The organism is Streptomyces sp. NPDC091412 (assembly GCF_044756885.1).
In the GTDB taxonomy this organism is placed as follows: Bacteria; Actinomycetota; Actinomycetes; order Streptomycetales; family Streptomycetaceae; genus Streptomyces.
On the sequence record NZ_JBIVTV010000012.1, the window covers coordinates 186,188 to 202,044 of the forward strand.

The 15,857-nt window shown below is 72.5% G+C and carries 17 protein-coding genes; 4 read left to right on the top strand and 13 right to left on the bottom strand.

Annotation, left to right across the window (positions count from 1 at the left end; genetic code table 11):
• Nucleotides 1–293: 293 nt before the first annotated feature.
• The 7 genes from ACIQMV_RS26415 to ACIQMV_RS26445 form a co-directional block, all read right to left on the bottom strand.
• A complete protein-coding gene (locus ACIQMV_RS26415) occupies nucleotides 294–812 on the bottom strand; it encodes a hypothetical protein (RefSeq protein WP_402595968.1) in 519 nt (172 codons plus the stop codon).
• Nucleotides 813–892: 80 nt separating this feature from the next.
• Nucleotides 893–1,576, bottom strand: a complete 684-nt coding sequence (gene ung, locus ACIQMV_RS26420; protein ID WP_141363044.1) for a uracil-DNA glycosylase — start codon at nucleotides 1,574–1,576, stop codon at nucleotides 893–895.
• Nucleotides 1,577–1,667: 91 nt separating this feature from the next.
• On the bottom strand, nucleotides 1,668–3,245 hold the full coding sequence (locus ACIQMV_RS26425) for an ABC transporter substrate-binding protein (protein WP_141363042.1): 1,578 nt from the start codon (nucleotides 3,243–3,245) through the stop codon (nucleotides 1,668–1,670).
• Between the two features lie 238 nt (nucleotides 3,246–3,483).
• Nucleotides 3,484–4,236 (bottom strand): SDR family oxidoreductase, encoded by a 753-nt coding sequence (locus ACIQMV_RS26430; RefSeq protein ID WP_172633038.1) that lies wholly within the window; start codon nucleotides 4,234–4,236, stop codon nucleotides 3,484–3,486.
• Nucleotides 4,237–4,247: 11 nt separating this feature from the next.
• On the bottom strand, nucleotides 4,248–5,009 hold the full coding sequence (fabG, locus tag ACIQMV_RS26435) for a 3-oxoacyl-ACP reductase FabG (RefSeq protein ID WP_402595969.1): 762 nt from the start codon (nucleotides 5,007–5,009) through the stop codon (nucleotides 4,248–4,250).
• Between the two features lie 125 nt (nucleotides 5,010–5,134).
• On the bottom strand, nucleotides 5,135–5,584 hold the full coding sequence (locus ACIQMV_RS26440) for a DUF3037 domain-containing protein (protein WP_402595970.1): 450 nt from the start codon (nucleotides 5,582–5,584) through the stop codon (nucleotides 5,135–5,137).
• Nucleotides 5,581–6,345: a HipA family kinase gene (locus ACIQMV_RS26445; RefSeq protein ID WP_402595971.1), complete on the bottom strand. Its 765-nt coding sequence runs from the start codon at nucleotides 6,343–6,345 to the stop codon at nucleotides 5,581–5,583. Before ACIQMV_RS26445 ends, ACIQMV_RS26440 begins: the two co-directional genes overlap by 4 nt.
• A 181-nt stretch (nucleotides 6,346–6,526) precedes the next feature.
• On the opposite strand from ACIQMV_RS26445, the gene ACIQMV_RS26450 reads away from it, so the two are divergent.
• Together ACIQMV_RS26450 and ACIQMV_RS26455 are read left to right on the top strand one after the other, a co-directional pair.
• Nucleotides 6,527–7,012: a Rieske (2Fe-2S) protein gene (locus tag ACIQMV_RS26450; protein ID WP_402595972.1), complete on the top strand. Its 486-nt coding sequence runs from the start codon at nucleotides 6,527–6,529 to the stop codon at nucleotides 7,010–7,012.
• An 80-nt stretch (nucleotides 7,013–7,092) separates the two neighbouring features.
• Nucleotides 7,093–7,560: a pyridoxamine 5'-phosphate oxidase family protein gene (locus tag ACIQMV_RS26455; protein ID WP_402595998.1), complete on the top strand. Its 468-nt coding sequence runs from the start codon at nucleotides 7,093–7,095 to the stop codon at nucleotides 7,558–7,560.
• A 16-nt stretch (nucleotides 7,561–7,576) separates the two neighbouring features.
• Here ACIQMV_RS26455 and ACIQMV_RS26460 read toward each other — a convergent pair whose 3' ends face one another.
• Nucleotides 7,577–8,479: a LysR family transcriptional regulator gene (locus tag ACIQMV_RS26460; RefSeq protein ID WP_225079133.1), complete on the bottom strand. Its 903-nt coding sequence runs from the start codon at nucleotides 8,477–8,479 to the stop codon at nucleotides 7,577–7,579.
• Nucleotides 8,480–8,553: 74 nt separating this feature from the next.
• Here ACIQMV_RS26460 and ACIQMV_RS26465 point away from each other — a divergent pair, with 74 nt between their 5' ends.
• Nucleotides 8,554–9,594: a DMT family transporter gene (locus ACIQMV_RS26465; protein ID WP_402595973.1), complete on the top strand. Its 1,041-nt coding sequence runs from the start codon at nucleotides 8,554–8,556 to the stop codon at nucleotides 9,592–9,594.
• Nucleotides 9,595–9,836: 242 nt separating this feature from the next.
• Here the strand turns inward: ACIQMV_RS26465 and ACIQMV_RS26470 are convergent, their stop codons facing one another.
• On the bottom strand, nucleotides 9,837–11,168 hold the full coding sequence (locus tag ACIQMV_RS26470) for an aminotransferase class I/II-fold pyridoxal phosphate-dependent enzyme (protein WP_402595974.1): 1,332 nt from the start codon (nucleotides 11,166–11,168) through the stop codon (nucleotides 9,837–9,839).
• Between the two features lie 35 nt (nucleotides 11,169–11,203).
• Between ACIQMV_RS26470 and ACIQMV_RS26475 the strand changes: the two genes are divergently transcribed.
• Entirely contained in the window at nucleotides 11,204–11,887 is a 684-nt protein-coding gene (locus ACIQMV_RS26475; protein ID WP_402595975.1) for a pyridoxamine 5'-phosphate oxidase family protein, read from the top strand.
• Between the two features lie 153 nt (nucleotides 11,888–12,040).
• Here ACIQMV_RS26475 and ACIQMV_RS26480 read toward each other — a convergent pair whose 3' ends face one another.
• The 4 genes from ACIQMV_RS26480 to ACIQMV_RS26495 all read right to left on the bottom strand — a co-directional run bounded on the left by ACIQMV_RS26480 (nucleotide 12,041) and on the right by ACIQMV_RS26495 (nucleotide 15,716).
• A complete protein-coding gene (locus ACIQMV_RS26480) occupies nucleotides 12,041–12,991 on the bottom strand; it encodes a DMT family transporter (RefSeq protein WP_401781103.1) in 951 nt (316 codons plus the stop codon).
• 181 nt (nucleotides 12,992–13,172) lie between these two features.
• Complete coding sequence (locus ACIQMV_RS26485) at nucleotides 13,173–14,177, bottom strand: EamA family transporter (RefSeq protein WP_402595976.1); 1,005 nt, start codon at nucleotides 14,175–14,177, stop codon at nucleotides 13,173–13,175.
• A 139-nt stretch (nucleotides 14,178–14,316) separates the two neighbouring features.
• Nucleotides 14,317–14,880, bottom strand: a complete 564-nt coding sequence (locus ACIQMV_RS26490; RefSeq protein WP_402595977.1) for a Clp protease N-terminal domain-containing protein — start codon at nucleotides 14,878–14,880, stop codon at nucleotides 14,317–14,319.
• 209 nt (nucleotides 14,881–15,089) lie between these two features.
• On the bottom strand, nucleotides 15,090–15,716 hold the full coding sequence (locus ACIQMV_RS26495) for a PadR family transcriptional regulator (RefSeq protein WP_141363017.1): 627 nt from the start codon (nucleotides 15,714–15,716) through the stop codon (nucleotides 15,090–15,092).
• Nucleotides 15,717–15,857 lie beyond the last annotated feature (141 nt).

Genomic DNA, 15,857 nt, shown 5'->3' on the forward strand with positions numbered 1-15,857 from the left:
CCCATCGATCGGCGGCGAGCAAAACCCGCAGCACCACACACCGGGCCCCGGCACAGCACCACGCGGACACGCGGACAGTGAACCACCGCCTCACGGCGGGCACGGCGCAGGCCCCACAGCAGCCCGGAAGAAACCACACACCGGCGGACGTACGCCCGGTAAGACGCCCGCCTCCCATCGATCGGCGGCGCGCGCAGCCCCGCAGCACCACACACAGCGTCCCCGGTGCGGCGGCGTCCGGGCGGTTGTGCGCCGCGCCCGCCTCCCCGGCCTCGGCGGCCCGGGGGTGCGTCCTACGACCGCTGCCGCGGCGGGCCGCCCGGCTCCGGGCCGGGCCCGCCCTCCCCCAGCCGCAGCGCGAGGCGCTGGATGGCCGAGCGGACGCCGTCGCCGTAGTGGTCGGGGCCGAGGGCGTCCGCCGCGGTGCGGGCGTGGTGGAGGTGGTCCCGGGCGGCCGCGCGGTGGTCGAGTTTCGCGTAGTCGGCGGCCAGGTTGAGATGCAGGGACGGGTACAGGGCGCGGGCCGCGGGCGCGCCCTCGCGCCCGGCGAGCCGGTCCCCCGTCAGCTCCTCGGCCGCCGAGAGCGCCCTGAGATCCCAGGCCAGCTCGTCCGCGGGGTCGTCCTGGGTGTCGGCCATGTAGTGGGCCAGCGTGCAGCGGTGCAGGGGATCGCCGTCCTCGCCGATCTCCGCCCACAGGGCCAGGAAGCGGCCCCGGGCCTCCTCGCGGTCCCCGGCGTGATGCAGCAGGACACTCTGCCCGATCCGCGTCAGCACGGCGTCCGACGACGCCTGCTCCTGTCGCTCCACCACCGCACGCCTCCAGGCCCGTCCCGACCGACGCCTACGACGCTAACCGCGACAACCGCCGATCGGGCGCCCCCGCGCCCACGTCACCCCAGGTTCGGGATCCGCCAGTCGATCGGCTCGTGCCCCTGTCGCGCCACCGCCTCGTTGATCTGCGTGAACGGACGGGAGCCGAAGAACTTCTTCGCCGACAGCGGCGACGGGTGCGCGCCCTTGATCACCACGTGCCGGGTCTCGTCGATCAGCGGGAGCTTCTTCTGCGCGTAGTTGCCCCACAGGACGAAGACCGCGGGGTCGGGCCGGCCGGCCACCGAGCGGATCACCGCGTCGGTGAACCGCTCCCAGCCGCGCCCCTTGTGGGAGTTGGCCTCGCCACCGCGCACCGTGAGCACCGCGTTCAGCAGGAGCACGCCCTGCCGGGCCCACGGCATCAGGTAGCCGTTGTCCGGCACCGGCGTGCCCAGCTCCTCGTGCATCTCCTTGTAGATGTTGCGCAGCGACGGCGGGACCTTCACCCCGGGGCGGACCGAGAAGCACAGGCCGTGGCCCTGGCCCTCGCCGTGGTAGGGGTCCTGACCGAGGATCAGGACCTTCACCTTGTCGTACGGCGTGGCGTCCAGCGCGGCGAAGACCTCCTCACGCGGCGGATGGACGGGGCCCTTCGCCCGCTCCTCCTCGACGAACTCGGTCAGCTCCTTGAAGTAGGGCTGCTGCAGTTCGTCGCCCAGAACCCCGCGCCAGGACTCGGGCAGCATGGCGGTGTCGGTCACGTCAACGTCCTCACGATGTGCGGTCACTTCCCGGCCTCAGAACCTACAGGCGACCACTGACAACGGACTCACGCCCCGAAGTACGCCCCGCCTACCAGCTGGTCTTCCGGGACAGCTCCCACATCATCATGATCGTCGACGGGTCGAGCGCCCGCTCACCGCCGGAGATGTCGTCGCTGGCGCCCACGTACACCTTGCCCTGCCAGAGCGGCAGCAGCCGCGCGTCGTCCACCAGGATCTGCTGCGCCCGCTCGAACTGCGTGACCACGTTCGCGCGGTCGGCCTCGCGGCGCGACTCGGGCAGCAGCACCTTGGTGATCTGCGGCTCCGGATAGGGCGTGCCGAGCGCGTTCTGCTCGCCCACGAACGGGGCGATGAAGTTGTCGGCGTCGGGGAAGTCCGGGAACCAGCCACGCCCGAAGACCGGGTACTCGCCCTTCTGGTAGCCCACGACGTACGTCTTCCAGGGCCTGCTCTTCAGGGTGATCGTGAACAGGCCGGAGTCGTCGAGCTGCCGCTTGAGCTCCTCGAACTCCTTCGCCGTCTCCGAGCCGTAGCGGTCGGTGGTGTACCAGAAGGTGAGCGGCACCTTCTCGGTGATGCCCGCGCCGGTGAGGATCTTGCGGGCCTTGGCGACGCTGGGGTCGCCGAACTCGTCGAAGAACCCTGTGGTGTGGCCGGTGAGGCCCTTGGGGACCATGGAGTACAGCGGGTCGACCGTGTCCTCGTAGACGTGGTGCGCGATGGCGGCGCGGTCGACGACCTGCGCGACGGCCTTGCGCACGGCCGGCTTGGCGGACCACGGGTCCTTCGGGTTGAACACCAGGTAGCTGATGTCGGTGCCGGCGCCCTCGACGAGCTGGAGGCCCTTGGTGTCCCTGCGCTGGAGGGAGATGATGTCGTCGGCGCCCAGACCTCGGTAGGTGACGTCGATCTGCTTGTCCCGCAGCGCCTTGACCATGGCGACGGAGTCCTGGAAGTAGCGTATGGTCACCGCGTCGTTCTTCCGGTCGGCGAACCCCTTGTAGTGGTCGTTCCTGACCAGCTCCGCCTTCTTCCCCTCCTCGTACGTCTTCAGGGAGTACGGTCCGGACCCGACGACCTTGTTGTCCTTGCGCAGCGAGCGCTCGGGGTAGTCGTCGGGGTCCACGATCGACATGGCCGGCGTGGCGAGCACGAACGGGAAGGTGGCGTCGGGCTTGTTCAGCTTGAAGACCACGACCCGGTCACCTGCCACCTGCACCTGGTCCAGGCTGCCGAGCAGCCCCGCCGGGCCGCCGGCCACGTTGATGGTCCTGATCCGGTCGATCGAGTACTTGACGGCACGCGCGTCCAGCACGTCCCCGTCGGCGAACTTCATGTCAGGACGCAGCTCGCAGCGGTAGGTCTGGTAGCTGTTGTCGGTGAACTTGCAGCTCTCCGCGGCGTCCGGCTGGGGCGTGGTCGCGCCGTTCGGGTAGGCCAGCAGCGTCTGGTAGATGTTCCGGTAGAGCTCCCAGGAACCGTCCCAGGAAGCAGCCGGGTCCAGGGTGCTGGGGGCGCTCGTGGTCCCGACGAAGATCGGTCCCTTGCCATCCGAGTCGCCGTTGGAAAAGACGCCGCAGCCGGCCACCAGGGATAGGGCCGCGGTCGCCACCGCCGGCCGCAGGCATCGGTTCCGGTTGAACACGCGCACGCTCCTCGATCTGCCATACCAAGGGGTCGGCAGACCATACCGCAGAGCCCCGCCCGTTGAACCTGCTTCGGAAGGGGCTCTTGATCAGTTCGGAACATGACGACGTTGTCATCCCGCCGAGCGCGTGGGGTCCTTCGGCACGGGCGCCGATTCCGCCAACAGAACGTCGACGAACCCGTATGTCGACGAAGGAACGAAGAGACGGTATCGGCGCCCGGGATCCGTCGGCGCGTCAGCCCACCCCGGCGTTGAGGAATATGCCGCCGTCGACGACGAGCGTCTGTCCGGTGACCCAGTCGGACTGCGCGGAGGTGAGGAACGCCGCCGCGCCGCCGATGTCGGAGGGAACGCCGAGCCGGCCCAGCGGGTAGGAGGCGGCCGCCTCCTCCTCCCGGCCCTCGTACAGCGCCTTGGCGAACTTGGTCTTCACCACGGCGGGCGCGATCGCGTTGACCCGCACCCGCGGTGCGAACTCGTGCGCCAGCTGCTGGGTCAGGTTGATCATCGCCGCCTTGCTGACGCCGTAGGCGCCGACGAACGGCGAGGCCGACAGGCCCGCGACCGAGGCGATGTTCACGATCGCGCCGCCGTTGTCCTTCTGCCAGGCGTGCCAGGTGCGCTGGGCGAAGCCGAGCGCGGAGACGACGTTGGTCTCGAAGACCTTGCGCGCCACGTTCAGGTCGAGGTCGGCGATCGGTCCGAACACCGGGTTGGTGCCGGCGTTGTTGATCAGGAAGTCCACGCGGCCGAACGCCTCCATGACGCGCTCGACGGCCTCGGCCCGGTGGGCCTCGTCGTGGGCCTTGCCCGCGACCGCGACGACCCGGTCGGAGCCGAGTTTCTCCACGGCCTCCTTCAGGGCCTCCTCGTTGCGGCCGGTGATGCACACCCGGTCGCCCCGGGCGACCAGCGCCTCGGCGATGCCGTATCCGATGCCGCGGCTCGCTCCGGTGACGAGGGCGACCTTGCCGGAAAGTTCAGTCATGTCCGTGATCCCTAGTCGAGCGGCCCGCCGGCGACGTACAGCACCTGGCCGGAGATGAAGCCGGCCGCGTCACCGGTGAAGAAGGCGATGGCGTTGGCGATGTCCTCGGGTTCGCCGACCCGCTGCACCGGGATCTGGGTGGCGGCCACGGCCTTGAAGTCCTCGAAGCCCATGCCGACGCGTTCCGCGGTGGCCTTGGTCATCTCGGTGGCGATGAAGCCCGGGGCGACGGAGTTGGCGGTGATGCCGAACTTGCCGAGTTCCTTGGCGAGGGTCTTGGTGAAGCCCTGCAGACCGGCCTTGGCGGCCGAGTAGTTGGCCTGGCCGCGGTTGCCGAGCGCCGAGGACGAGGAGAGGTTGACGATCCGGCCGAAGCCGGCGTCCACCATGTGCTTCTGGCAGGCACGGCTCATCAGGAAGGAGCCGCGCAGGTGGACGTTCATGACGGTGTCCCAGTCCGAGACGCTCATCTTGAACAGCAGGTTGTCGCGGAGCACCCCCGCGTTGTTGACCAGGATGGTGGGCGCGCCGAGTTCCTCGACGACCCGCGCGACCGCCGCCTCGACCTGTGCCTCGTCCGAGACGTCGGCGCCGACCGCGATGGCCTTGCCGCCGGCCGCGGTGATCTTCTCCACGGTGTCCTTGCAGGCGGACTCGTCGAGGTCGATCACGGCGACCGCGCGCCCCTCGGCGGCCAGTCGTACGGCGGTGGCGGCGCCGATGCCGCGCGCGGCACCGGTGACGACGGCGACCCGCTGCTCAGTGGTGGACATTGCTGTTTCTCCTCGCCCTTGAGAGAACCTGATCTACGGTGAGCGACCGCTTAGTACCTTTGGTGGATGCGACGCTAGAAGCCGTGGCACCCGGTGTCAACGGCGCACCGGGCGCATGTGATCCATTACCTCACCAGGAGGTCCAGCAACCGCTCCGCCTCCGCGGCCGGGTCGGTGGTCAGTCCGGTGTGCACCGGACCGGGCTGGACGACGGTGGAGCGGGGCGCGACCAGCCAGCGGAAGCGCCGCCCGGCGTCGTCCCCCGCGGCCTGCCCGGCGGCCGTCCCCCCGGCGCACACGCTCTCCATCGCGGCGAGCGCGGCGCGGATGCCCGCGACGTCCGCGTCCGGGTCCAGGGCGAGCAGCCTGGACTCGTCCAGGTGGGTGCGCGCGCCGACGTACGCCCGCGCGCGGCTGTACACGAGCACGCCCGCGTTGATGCACTCGCCACGCTCGACGCGCGGGACGACGCGCAGCAGGGCGTACTCGAAGACCTCGCGGTCGTCCGTCCGGCCGGCCCGGACGATGTGGCGGTCGCCCGCCCGGCCGCCTCCTGCGAGGTGACGCTCGCTCACCGGGCCTCCTCGATGCCGTGGATGCGCTCGTGGATCACGGCGGCCCGTGCGAGCAGCGGTCGTGCGTAGGCCCGTCGCAGATCGTCGGGTGTGTCGAAACCGGGCTCGCCGGTCAGCCAGGCGTCGGGGATCTCGGCGGTCACCTCGGCGAGCAGGTCCTCGGTGACCAGGGGCGCCAGCCGTCGCGCGGCGGCGGCGACGTCCGGACCGAACGGCGCGAGGGCGTGGTCCGAGGCGTCGTACGGCCGCCCTGCCGAGGTCTGCGCGCCGGGCCAGTTGTGGTGCCAGATCATCGTGGCGCCGTGGTCGATGAGCCACAGCTCGCCGCGCCATCTGAGCAGGTTGGGGTTGCGCCAGGAGCGGTCGACGTTGTTCACCAGCGCGTCGAACCAGACGATCCGGCCCGCCTCCTCGGCGTCCACCCGGAAGGCGAGCGGGTCGAAGCCGAGCGCTCCGGAGAGGAAGTCCATGCCGAGGTTGGTGCCACCGCTGGACCTGAGCAGTTCCTGCACCTGCTCGTCGGGTTCACCGAGTCCCAGCACCGGGTCGAGGTCGACCGTGACCAGCCCGGGCACCCGCAGTCCCAGCCGGCGGGCGAGTTCTCCGCAGACCACCTCGGCGACGAGCGTCTTGCGGCCCTGCCCGGCGCCGGTGAACTTCAGGACGTACGTCCCGAAGTCGTCGGCCTCGACGAGCCCCGGCAGCGAGCCGCCCTCGCGCAGCGGAGTGATGTAGCGGGTCGCGATGACTTCCTTGAGCACCGCCCCACTTTACCGGTGCGGTACCGGGCGTCCCACGGCCGGCCGATTCGCCCGCCGGCCGGGGTCCGGAACCGATCTGAACACCGTATGCCCGCCGCCCGTACCCCTGGACGGACCAGGAAGCCCTGCGTGGAACCCGCGCGGAACCAGCGTGAAACCTGTACCGAAAGGGGACGTCGGCATGACCAGCGAATCGCTTCACCCCCAGGGGGCACCGGCCCGCCGCACGGTGGTGGCGGCGGTGGGCGCGGCGGGGCTCGCCGCCGCGCTGACCGCGTGCGGATCGGAGGACAACTCCGGCTCCGGCGCCTCCACCACCCAGAACGGGTCCGGGACGACCGGCGGTTCGGGCGGTGACGGCGCCGCGGCGGGCTCCGGCGGCATCGTGCTCGCGAAGACCTCCGACATCCCCGAGGGCGGCGGCAAGGTCTTCGGCACTCAGGGCGTGGTCGTCACGCAGCCGGCGAAGGGCGAGTTCAAGGCCTTCTCCTCCACCTGCACCCACCAGGGCTGCGCGGTGAACCGGATAGCCGACGGCGTGATCGTCTGCCCGTGCCACCAGAGCGAGTTCTCTGCCGCCGACGGCAGCGTCAAGAAGGGTCCGGCCCTGAAGCCGCTGCCCGCCAAGGACATCTCGGTCGCGGACGGGGAGATCAGGCTCGCCTGACACCCGCGGAGGGTGGGGCGGGTCGTGGCGGGGGCCGTCGGAAGGTGCCCCCGCGCATGGAAGAGAAGAGAGAGGGCCGCATGACCGTCACCCAGCGCCGGGGCCGGAAGATCATGATGACGCCGGGCGAGCTGGACGAGTTCCTGACCACTCAGCGCACCTGCCGGGTCGCCACCGTGTCGCCCGGCGGCGCTCCGCACGTGAGCGCCCTGTGGTTCGTCTGGGACGGCACCTCGCTGTGGCTCTACTCCGTGGTGCGCAGCAGGCGCTGGGCCGATCTGCGCCGCGACCCGCGGGTGGCCGTGGTCGTCGACACGGGCGAGGAGTACGAACAACTGCGGGGCGCGGAGCTGTCCGGCACGGCGGAGTTCGTGGGCGAGGCACCGCGCACCGGCGAGCTGTGCGCCGAACTCGACCTGCCCGAGACGCTGTTCGCCCGCAAGAACTTCGGCCTGGAGGAGATGCCGCACGACGGCCGGCACGCGTGGCTGCGGCTGGCCCCGGAGAAGATCGTCTCCTGGGACTTCCGCAAGCTGGGCTCGGTGTAGGCCCGCCGGCGGCGGCTCAGACGATCCGCGCGCCCGCCGTCCGCAGGGCGTCGACGGCCGCGCGGATGGAGGGCCGGCGGTCGGCGTCGGCGCGCCAGACGGCGTAGACGTGCCGCCGGACCACCTGGCGCACCGGAACGGTCCGCACCCCGGCGGGCAGCGGCCCGCGCCCGAGCCGGGGAGCCACGCACACACCGAGGCCTGCGGCGACCAGGGCGAGCTGGGTGGCGTGCTCCTCTGCACGGTGGGCGATGCGCGGTTCGACGCCCTTGGAGCGCAGGGTGTCCAGCAGCCACTCGTCGCAGAACTGGGCCTCGCCCCAGGTGACCCAGTCGTCGTCCGCGAAGTCCTCCAGGTCGGCCTCGGTGCGGTCGGCGTGGGGGTGCGCGGCGGGCACCGCCACGTCGGCGGGGTCGTCGAGGATCGCGGCCCGGCTGAGCCCGTCCGGCACGGGCAGCGGCTTGTTGTACCAGTCGAGGACGACGGACAGGTCCACGTCGCCGCGCAGCACGGCGCGCACGGCCGCGGCCGGCTCCATCTCCGCGGTGTGGACCCGAAGGCTCGGATGCCGGTCGCGCAGATGGCACAGGGCGGCCGGGAACAGCCCGCGCGCGGCGGTGGGGAACGCGCCGAGCCGCAGCTCGCCCACCACCTGCCCGCGCTGTGCCTCCAGATCGGCCTGGGCGAGCTCGACCTGGGACAGGATGCGCGTCGCGTGCTCGGCGAGCAGCCGTCCGGCGTCCGTGAGCCGTACTCCCCGGCCGTTCTTGGCGAGGAGCTGCTGGCCCACCTCCCGCTCCAGCTTGGCCATCTGCTGGGAGACGGCGGACGTCGTCACGTGCAGACCCTCCGCGGCGCCGCTGACCGAGCCGTGCCGCGCGAGGGCGTCCAGCGTGCGCAGGCGCTCCAGATTCAACATGTAAGCGATGCTACGAGATATCGCACGCGAATTCTCGATTGTGCTACGAGGTCGTGGGCGTGCATCGTACGAGCATGAGCAGCACCTCGCCCGCCTCCCCGCAGTCCCCGTCCGGCCCGGCCCGACCGGCCCGCCGTCCCGTGCACTGGCGGATCCGTTTCGCCTTCCTGTCGCTGGTCTGGGGCTTCAGCTTCCTGTTCATGAAGGTGGGCACGGACGGCTTCGCCCCGTTCCAGGTGACGCTCGGGCGGCTGGTGTTCGGCACGGCGGTGCTCGCGGTGGCGATGGCGGTGAAGCGGGAGCGGCTGCCGCGCGGTGCGCGGACCTGGGGACACCTGGCGGTCGCGGCGTTCTTCCTCAACGCGCTGCCGTTCTCGCTCTTCGCGTACTCGGAGCTGACGATCCCCTCCACCCTCGCGGGGATCTGCAACGCGACCTCGCCGCTGTGGGGCATGGTCCTGTCCCTCGTCGCCCTCTCCGAGGACCGCCCGACCCGGCTCCGGGTCGCGGGCCTCGGGCTGGGCTTCCTCGGTGTACTGACGGTGCTCGGCGCCTGGCAGGGCTTCCACGGGCTGGACGCAGGCGGCACGGCGATGGCGCTGCTGGCCTCGCTGAGCTACCCGGTCGGCTGGATCTACGTACGGCGCACCCTGGCGGGTTCCGGCGAGTCCCACCTGTCGCTGACCGGCGGTCAGTTGCTGCTGGCCACGATTCAACTTGCCGTCATCACACCACTGTTCACCAGCGTCCCGGACCATCTGCCCGTGGTGCCGCTGCTCGCGATCGCCGCCCTGGGCGCGCTGGGCACCGGCTTCGCGATGCTCGTCCAGTACGGCCTGGTCGCGGAGGTCGGCCCGACCACGGCCCAGATGGTCACGTACTTCGTCCCGGTGATCGCCACCGCGGCCGGTGTCGCCGTGCTGGGCGAGACCCTCACCTGGTCGACCCCGGTCGGCGCGGTGATCGTCCTGGCGGGCGCGGCGCTGACCCAGGCCCGCCCGAAGAGCCGCGTCACGTCCGCCGGGCCCGGCACGCCCCGGCCGGACCAGGAGCCCGCCTCCGCTTCGAGGACGCCCGAGCCGCCGTCCCGCCCGGAGCCGGCCACGACGGCGTAGGCCCCCTCGGATCCACCCCGGTGCTGTGGCCGGAAAGGTGTGCCGGGAAGCTCGCGGCGTCCCGTGCCGGGGGCACCTCCCACGCCCTTCAGGCAGTGGGGGAACATCGCAAGGCGGAGCATCACCCGCCTACTGGATGTACTCGGGTGATGCGCCAACGCGGCGTGGGGGTACCCCCGGCCGAAGGCTGGGGGAGTGCCGTGCCGGGCGCCGCGAGCCGGCACACCTTTCCGGTCACAGCACTAGACGTAACTCCGCGCGGGCGCCGGACGTAGGGCCGTCGCCACCGCCTCCGCGAGCCGCTCGGCCTCCTCGTCCCGCAGAGTGGAGACGGTGATCCGGATGCCGGGCGGGGCGGCGAGCCGGTAGCGGGCGCCGGGGGCCACGGCCCAGCCGGCGTGCAGCAGGCTCGCGACGACGCCGGTCTCGTCCGGCACCGGCACCCATACGTTCATCCCGCTGCGCCCGTGGGCCGCGATGCCGCGGTCGGCCAGCGCGCCGGTCAGCAGGTCGCGCCGCCGCCGGTAGGACGCGGCCACCGCGCTCGGATCGAGGGCTCCGTCCGACCACAGCCGTACCACGGCGCGCTGGAGCAGGCGGCTCACCCACCCGGGCCCGAGGCGCTGCCGGCCGTGCACCCGGTCGACCGTGGTCTCGTCCCCGGTGAGCACGGCGAGCCGCAGGTCGGGGCCGTACGCCTTGGCGACCGAGCGCAGAAAGGCCCAGTGCCGGGTGGCGCCGGCGAGCGGGTGCGGGGGCAGGTCCACGATGCCGTGGCCGTGGTCGTCCTCGATCAGCAGTGTCTCCGGATGTTCCCGGAGGACGGCCCGCAGGGCACGCGCGCGCGTGGCGCTGACCGCGGCGCCGGTCGGGTTCTGCGCGCGGGCCGTGACGATCAGTGCGCGGGCACCGTCCGTGAGGGCGCGGCGCACGTCGTCGGCGCGCGGGCCCTCGTCGTCGACCCCCACCGGCGCCGTGCGCAGTCCGAGGGCGGGGACGAGGTCCAGGGTGCGGCCCCACCCGGGGTCCTCGACGGCGACGGTGTCGCCGGGCCTGAGGTGGGCGGCGAGGACGCGCTCCACTCCGTCGAGCGAACCGGAGAGGACGGCGAGCGGACCGTCCGGCACCCCGTCGGCGTCCAGCGCGGCACGGGCGATCCGGGCCAGCTCCGGCTCCACGGCCACGTCCCCGTAGAGCACCGGCTCACGGTCGGCCAGCGCGGCGGCCGCCGCGAACGCGGGTGCCAGCGGCGGCAGCAGCGCCGGATCCGGATTGCCGCTCGACACGTCGCGCACCCCCTCGGGCACGTCCACGTGGACAAGGTCCCGCCCGGTCGTGGCGGGCGCGGACCGCACCCGGCTGCCGCGACGCCCGGCGGTCTCGATGACCCCACGCTCGCGCAGGGTCCGGTACGCGGCCGCGACGGTATTGGGGTTCACCCCGAGTTCGGCCGCCAACTCCCGCATGGGCGGCAGCGGTTGACCCGGCTCCAGGTCCCCTGAGCCCACCGCGCGCTCGATGCTCGCCGAGATCTCGGCTGCGCGCCGCCCTTCGATCCGATACTCTCCTAGCACAAAGCAGATTATGCACTAATACAACGGAGGACGCAATGCAGGAGACCCAGCCGCCGACGTCGCCGCCCGCCGCCTACACCTCGACCGAGCGCACCGTTCCCACCCGCTCCGCCGACCGGGCGTCGTACGACAGGGAACTGGTGCACGCGATACTCGACGAGGGCTACGTCTGCCACCTCGGCTTCGTCCGCGACGGAGCGCCCGTGGTGCTGCCGACGCTGTACGCCCGGGTCGGCGAGCGGCTCTACGTGCACGGTTCGACGGGCTCGCGCCCGCTGCGGATGGCCGGCAAGACCGACCCCGGGCTGCCGGTCTGCCTGACGGTCACCCATGTCGACGGCCTGGTCCTGGCCCGCTCCGCCTTCCACCACTCGATCAACTACCGCTCGGTGGTGGTGCACGGCACCGCCCACCAGGTCACCGACCCCGAGGAGAAGCGCCTGGCGCTGGACGCGCTGGTCGACCACGTGGTGCCGGGCCGGTCGGCCGACTCCCGCCCCGCCAACACCAAGGAACTGGCCGCGACCGCCGTGCTCCGCCTGGAGCTGGACGAGGTCTCCGCCAAGCTGCGCGTCGGCGGCGTGAACGACGAGCCCGAGGACCTGTCCCTGCCGCACTGGGCGGGCGTGGTCCCGGTCCGCAGGGAGTACGGCACCCCGCTCGCCGACCCCGACCTGGCCCCCGGCACCGGTCTTCCCGGCTATCTCACGGTGCTGTGACCTGATCCACCCGTGTGGCGCGCCCCGTGGGGGAATCCGAGTGGCAACGGTGGCTGTCCGTCCACGACTTCGGCCAGCCGGCCGTCACCAGCCCCCGGCGTCGCCCCGGCGGGCCGCCCCGGTGACGGGCCCCCGGCCCGGGCCCGTCCGGTGTCACGCCGGCGCCGGTTCCTTCGCCGTCGTTCGCGCTCCGCGCGCCTCCGTCAGGGCGAGGCCGGCGACGGAGCCGAGCATCAGCGCGGTGCCGGCGAGGGTCGCCGCCGTCAGGCGTTCGCCGAGCAGGGCGATGGCCAGCACGGCCGCGCTGACCGGCTCCAGCAGCATGATCACCGAGACCGTGGCCGACCGGACGACGGCCGCGCCCGCGAAGTAGAGCGCGTAGGCCAGGGCCGTCGGGACCGAGGCGATGTACACCAGCAGCCACAGCACCCGTACGGGGTCGTCGGTGTGCGGCACCAGTCCTTCCCGCAGCGCGAAGGGCAGCAGGCAGAGGCTGGTGACCGCGAACGCCCCGAGGGTCGACCCGGAGTGGTCGGCTCCGCCGTCGCGGCCCCACCAGCGGGTCAGCAGCGTCATCACGGAGTAGCCCGCCGCCGAGAGCAGGGCGAGCAGCACGCCCCACGGCCGTACGGCGGCGCCGCCGCTGCCCAGCACCAGCACCCCGAGACCGGCCAGCGCCCCGGCGACGGCGGTCAGGCCGGCCCGGCCGAGCCGTTCGCCCATCGTCAGACGGGCGCCGAGCGCGATGAGGACGGGCCCGGCGCCGAGGGTGACGACGGTCGCCACGGCCAGCCCGGTGGCCGCGACCGCGGCGAAGTAGGCCGTCTGGAACACGGCGAGGCCGACGCCGGTGGCACCGGCCCGCAGCAGCCCGCGGCCGAGCGGCACGGGCACGGCCGGCCGCACGCGCGGGCGCAGCAGGCGCGCGGCGAGCAGCAGGACGAAGCCGATGGCGCAGCGCCAGAAGGACAGGGTGACCGGCCCGATGTCGCTGGTCCGGTAGACCAGCGAGGCGGCCGCGCCGGCGGTGCCCCAGGCGGCACCGGCGACGATCAGGTAGAGCAGGCCACGCCCGATGGGCAGGCCGGAAGAAGCATGGGACATGAGTCGTCTCCGCAGAGGTGCAGAAGTTCGGGAGGCAGGACCCCGTCGGCCGGGATCGTGCGGACTTCCTCTGCGGGCAGCACCGTTCGGCCCGGCTCACTGCCGGGCGCGCTCACCGGAGGGCCCGCCTCAGGCGGCCGGAGGCGGAAGAACGAGTGCGTCCGAATGCATGATCGGCACTCTAGGCCGCCGTTCCCCGGGCCGACAACTCCCTTTCCGCCCCGCCGCTCGCCACCGGCTCCGCCGAGCCCTTCGACGGCGTGGAGGACTGCGCGATGAACGCGCCGAGCAGGACGACCGCCCCACCGACGACCTGCGGCGCCGAGAGGCGCTCGCCGAGCAGCACCCAGGCCAGCACGGTCGCGATGACCGCCTCCAGGCATGCCACCACGCCGGCGACCTGCGGCGAGAGCCGCCGCACGGAGAGCACCCCGGTGACGTACGCGAGGACCGTGGCGACCAGTACGACCCACAGCAGCAGGGCGACGGCCGGGACCGCCGTGCCGTTCATGTCCGCGCTGTGCGCGAGCACCGACCAGTCCATGCTCCACGGGCGTGCGACGACGGTCAGGACGGCGGAGCCGATCAGCAGTCCGTAGGCGATGACGCCGAGCGGGTTCGGAGCCGCGTCGCCCGCGTCGCCGCCCTGGTCGGACAGCACGAAGTAGCCGACCTGGCAGCAGGCGGCGCCGAGCGCGAGCAGCAGTCCGAGGACGTCGAAGCTCAGGCCGGACCACACCTCGACGACACAGGCGAGTCCGCCCGCCGCGAGGACCACGCCGAAGGCGGCGGCCCGGGTGACCGGCCGCCGCTGCACGAACCGGACCCAGCCGAGCACCAGGGCGGGCGCCAGGTACTCGATGAGCAGGGCGACCCCGACGGGGATCCGGGAGAGCGCGGCGAAGTAGCAGGCCTGGACGCCGGCGACGGCGAGCAGCCCGAACCCGGCGAGCAGGGCGGGGCGGCTGCGCAGCAGCGCGCGGTGGCGTACGGCGAGCGGCAGCATGACCAGGGCCGCGCCGGTGGCACGCAGCCACACCACGTGCAGCGGGTCGAGACCCGCCTCGATCAGCGGCTTGGCCGCGACACCGGAACCACCGAAGGCGACCGCGGACAGGAGCGCGAGACCGAGCCCGACACCCTTGCCGGGACGGCCCTGACTGATCTGAGACGTACGCACCGGCACATGATGACAGGCGATGACATGAGCGTCATCTTCGATGGCACCTGTCTCATCGCCTGGACGGGGCCATCACCGGGCACACCGAACAAAAGCCCCGGAACGCCCCGACGGCACCCCCGCCCCGTGCGACCCTGTCGCCCTCTCAGTGGGCGGGCCCGCCGTCCGCGGCGTACTCCCCCGGAGAGTCCTTGGCATCGTTGTCGAGCCGCGTGGCGAGCTCTCCCGCGTCGATCGCGGCGCCGCTCAGCACCTCCACGGCGCGCGCCTGCGGGTCCACGACGATCGCCGCGAGCAGGTCGAGGCCGCGCGCCAGGTCGTCGCCGCGCCGGGCGGCGCGCTCGCAGGCGTACTCCAGGGCGGCGAAGGCCACGGGCGAGAGGCCGTCGGTCTCCGTCACCACGGGCAGGGCGCCGGAGTCCTCGACGGTGCTCTGCCAGCGCAGGCCGTATCCGATGCTGCGCTGCACGAGGTAGCCGAGCAGCCGGGCGATCTGCGGCCCGCCGTCGAACACGGCGCGCACCTCGGGGTCGGACTCCAGAAGGGTGTGCAGCAGGTGGGCGGTGTCGATCTGCCGGTCCCTGTCCCGGACGGCCCTTCTGCGGGCACCGGCGACCGCCGCCGCCAGCTCGGCACTGAGCCGGGCGTCGTCGTCCGGACGGAGGGCGTCCTGCCCGGAGGGCGGCTGCCGGGGAACACGGGATCGCACATCGTCCAGCTCACCAGCCTCTCCGGCTCCGGTCATCCCCGGCGGGAAGCATTTCGGCGTCCCACGGGAAGTGGACCCGGGCGGACGGAATCTCCTCCTTACGGATGAGATCGGGACGCATCCGCACAGCACCTCCCCGGGGAGCGCACAGGCGCGCGAGTCACCTGCGGCCCCGGGCACGGCGGGCCTCCGGGTCCCGAGGCCGACTGTCAGTCCTCGTCGGCGAGGATCAGGTACAGCTTCTTGCGGGCCTCGTTGATGACGGCGAGCGCCTTCTCGCGCTGCTCCTTGCTGCCGGTCTTCCACACCTGGCCGAAGGCCTCCATCAGGCCGAAGCCGGCCTGCCGGATCTCGCCGAGGGCCTCCCAGTCGACTCCGCGCGAGGCCTCTTCCCAGGGCGCGTCCGGCCCCTCGTCGGCGGCGGTGCGGCCCGCCTCGGTGAGCGAGAACAGCTTCTTGCCGCCTTCGCTCTCACTGACGATCAGGCCCTCGTCCTCCAGCAGCTGGAGGGTGGGATAGACCGAGCCGGGGCTGGGCTTCCACGCGCCGCCGCTGCGCTCGGCGATCTCCTGGATCATCTCGTAGCCGTGCATGGGACGGTCCTTCAGCAGGGCCAGGATCGAGGCCCGCACATCACCGCGCCGGGCCCGGCCGCGCGGTCCCCCGCGCCCTCGCCCGCCCCAGTGCCCCGGACCGAAACCCGGTCCGAAGCCGGGGCCGAAACCCGGTCCGCCCGGGCCGAAGGGCCCGAAGGCCGCCCGGCGCTCCTCGAAACCGCCGCGGCCGCGCCGGGGGCCGTCCTGCCGGTGCCCGCGCTCGAATCCATGGGTACGCATCGCAACCACTCCGTTCCATCGTCGATCTGTCACGATGCTTCAACGATATATCGGAACAGCTCGCTCGGCCATCCCCTCCGAACTGCGGCTTCCCCTGTCCCAAGGCCGCCGGCCCCGGATTGGCCTTGGTTCGCCGCTCGC

What these genes read in the sequence shown, in the direction of transcription:
- ACIQMV_RS26430 (WP_172633038.1), bottom strand. Translation starts at nt 4,236, where the DNA reads ATGACTGAACTTTCCGGCAAGGTCGCCCTCGTCACCGGAGCGAGCCGC.
- fabG (WP_402595969.1), bottom strand. Translation starts at nt 5,009, where the DNA reads ATGTCCACCACTGAGCAGCGGGTCGCCGTCGTCACCGGTGCCGCGCGC.
- ACIQMV_RS26450 (WP_402595972.1), top strand. Translation starts at nt 6,527, where the DNA reads ATGACCAGCGAATCGCTTCACCCCCAGGGGGCACCGGCCCGCCGCACG.
- ACIQMV_RS26455 (WP_402595998.1), top strand. Translation starts at nt 7,093, where the DNA reads ATGACCGTCACCCAGCGCCGGGGCCGGAAGATCATGATGACGCCGGGC.
- ACIQMV_RS26460 (WP_225079133.1), bottom strand. Translation starts at nt 8,479, where the DNA reads ATGTTGAATCTGGAGCGCCTGCGCACGCTGGACGCCCTCGCGCGGCAC.
- ACIQMV_RS26465 (WP_402595973.1), top strand. Translation starts at nt 8,554, where the DNA reads ATGAGCAGCACCTCGCCCGCCTCCCCGCAGTCCCCGTCCGGCCCGGCC.
- ACIQMV_RS26475 (WP_402595975.1), top strand. Translation starts at nt 11,204, where the DNA reads ATGCAGGAGACCCAGCCGCCGACGTCGCCGCCCGCCGCCTACACCTCG.
- ACIQMV_RS26480 (WP_401781103.1), bottom strand. Translation starts at nt 12,991, where the DNA reads ATGTCCCATGCTTCTTCCGGCCTGCCCATCGGGCGTGGCCTGCTCTAC.
- ACIQMV_RS26495 (WP_141363017.1), bottom strand. Translation starts at nt 15,716, where the DNA reads ATGCGTACCCATGGATTCGAGCGCGGGCACCGGCAGGACGGCCCCCGG.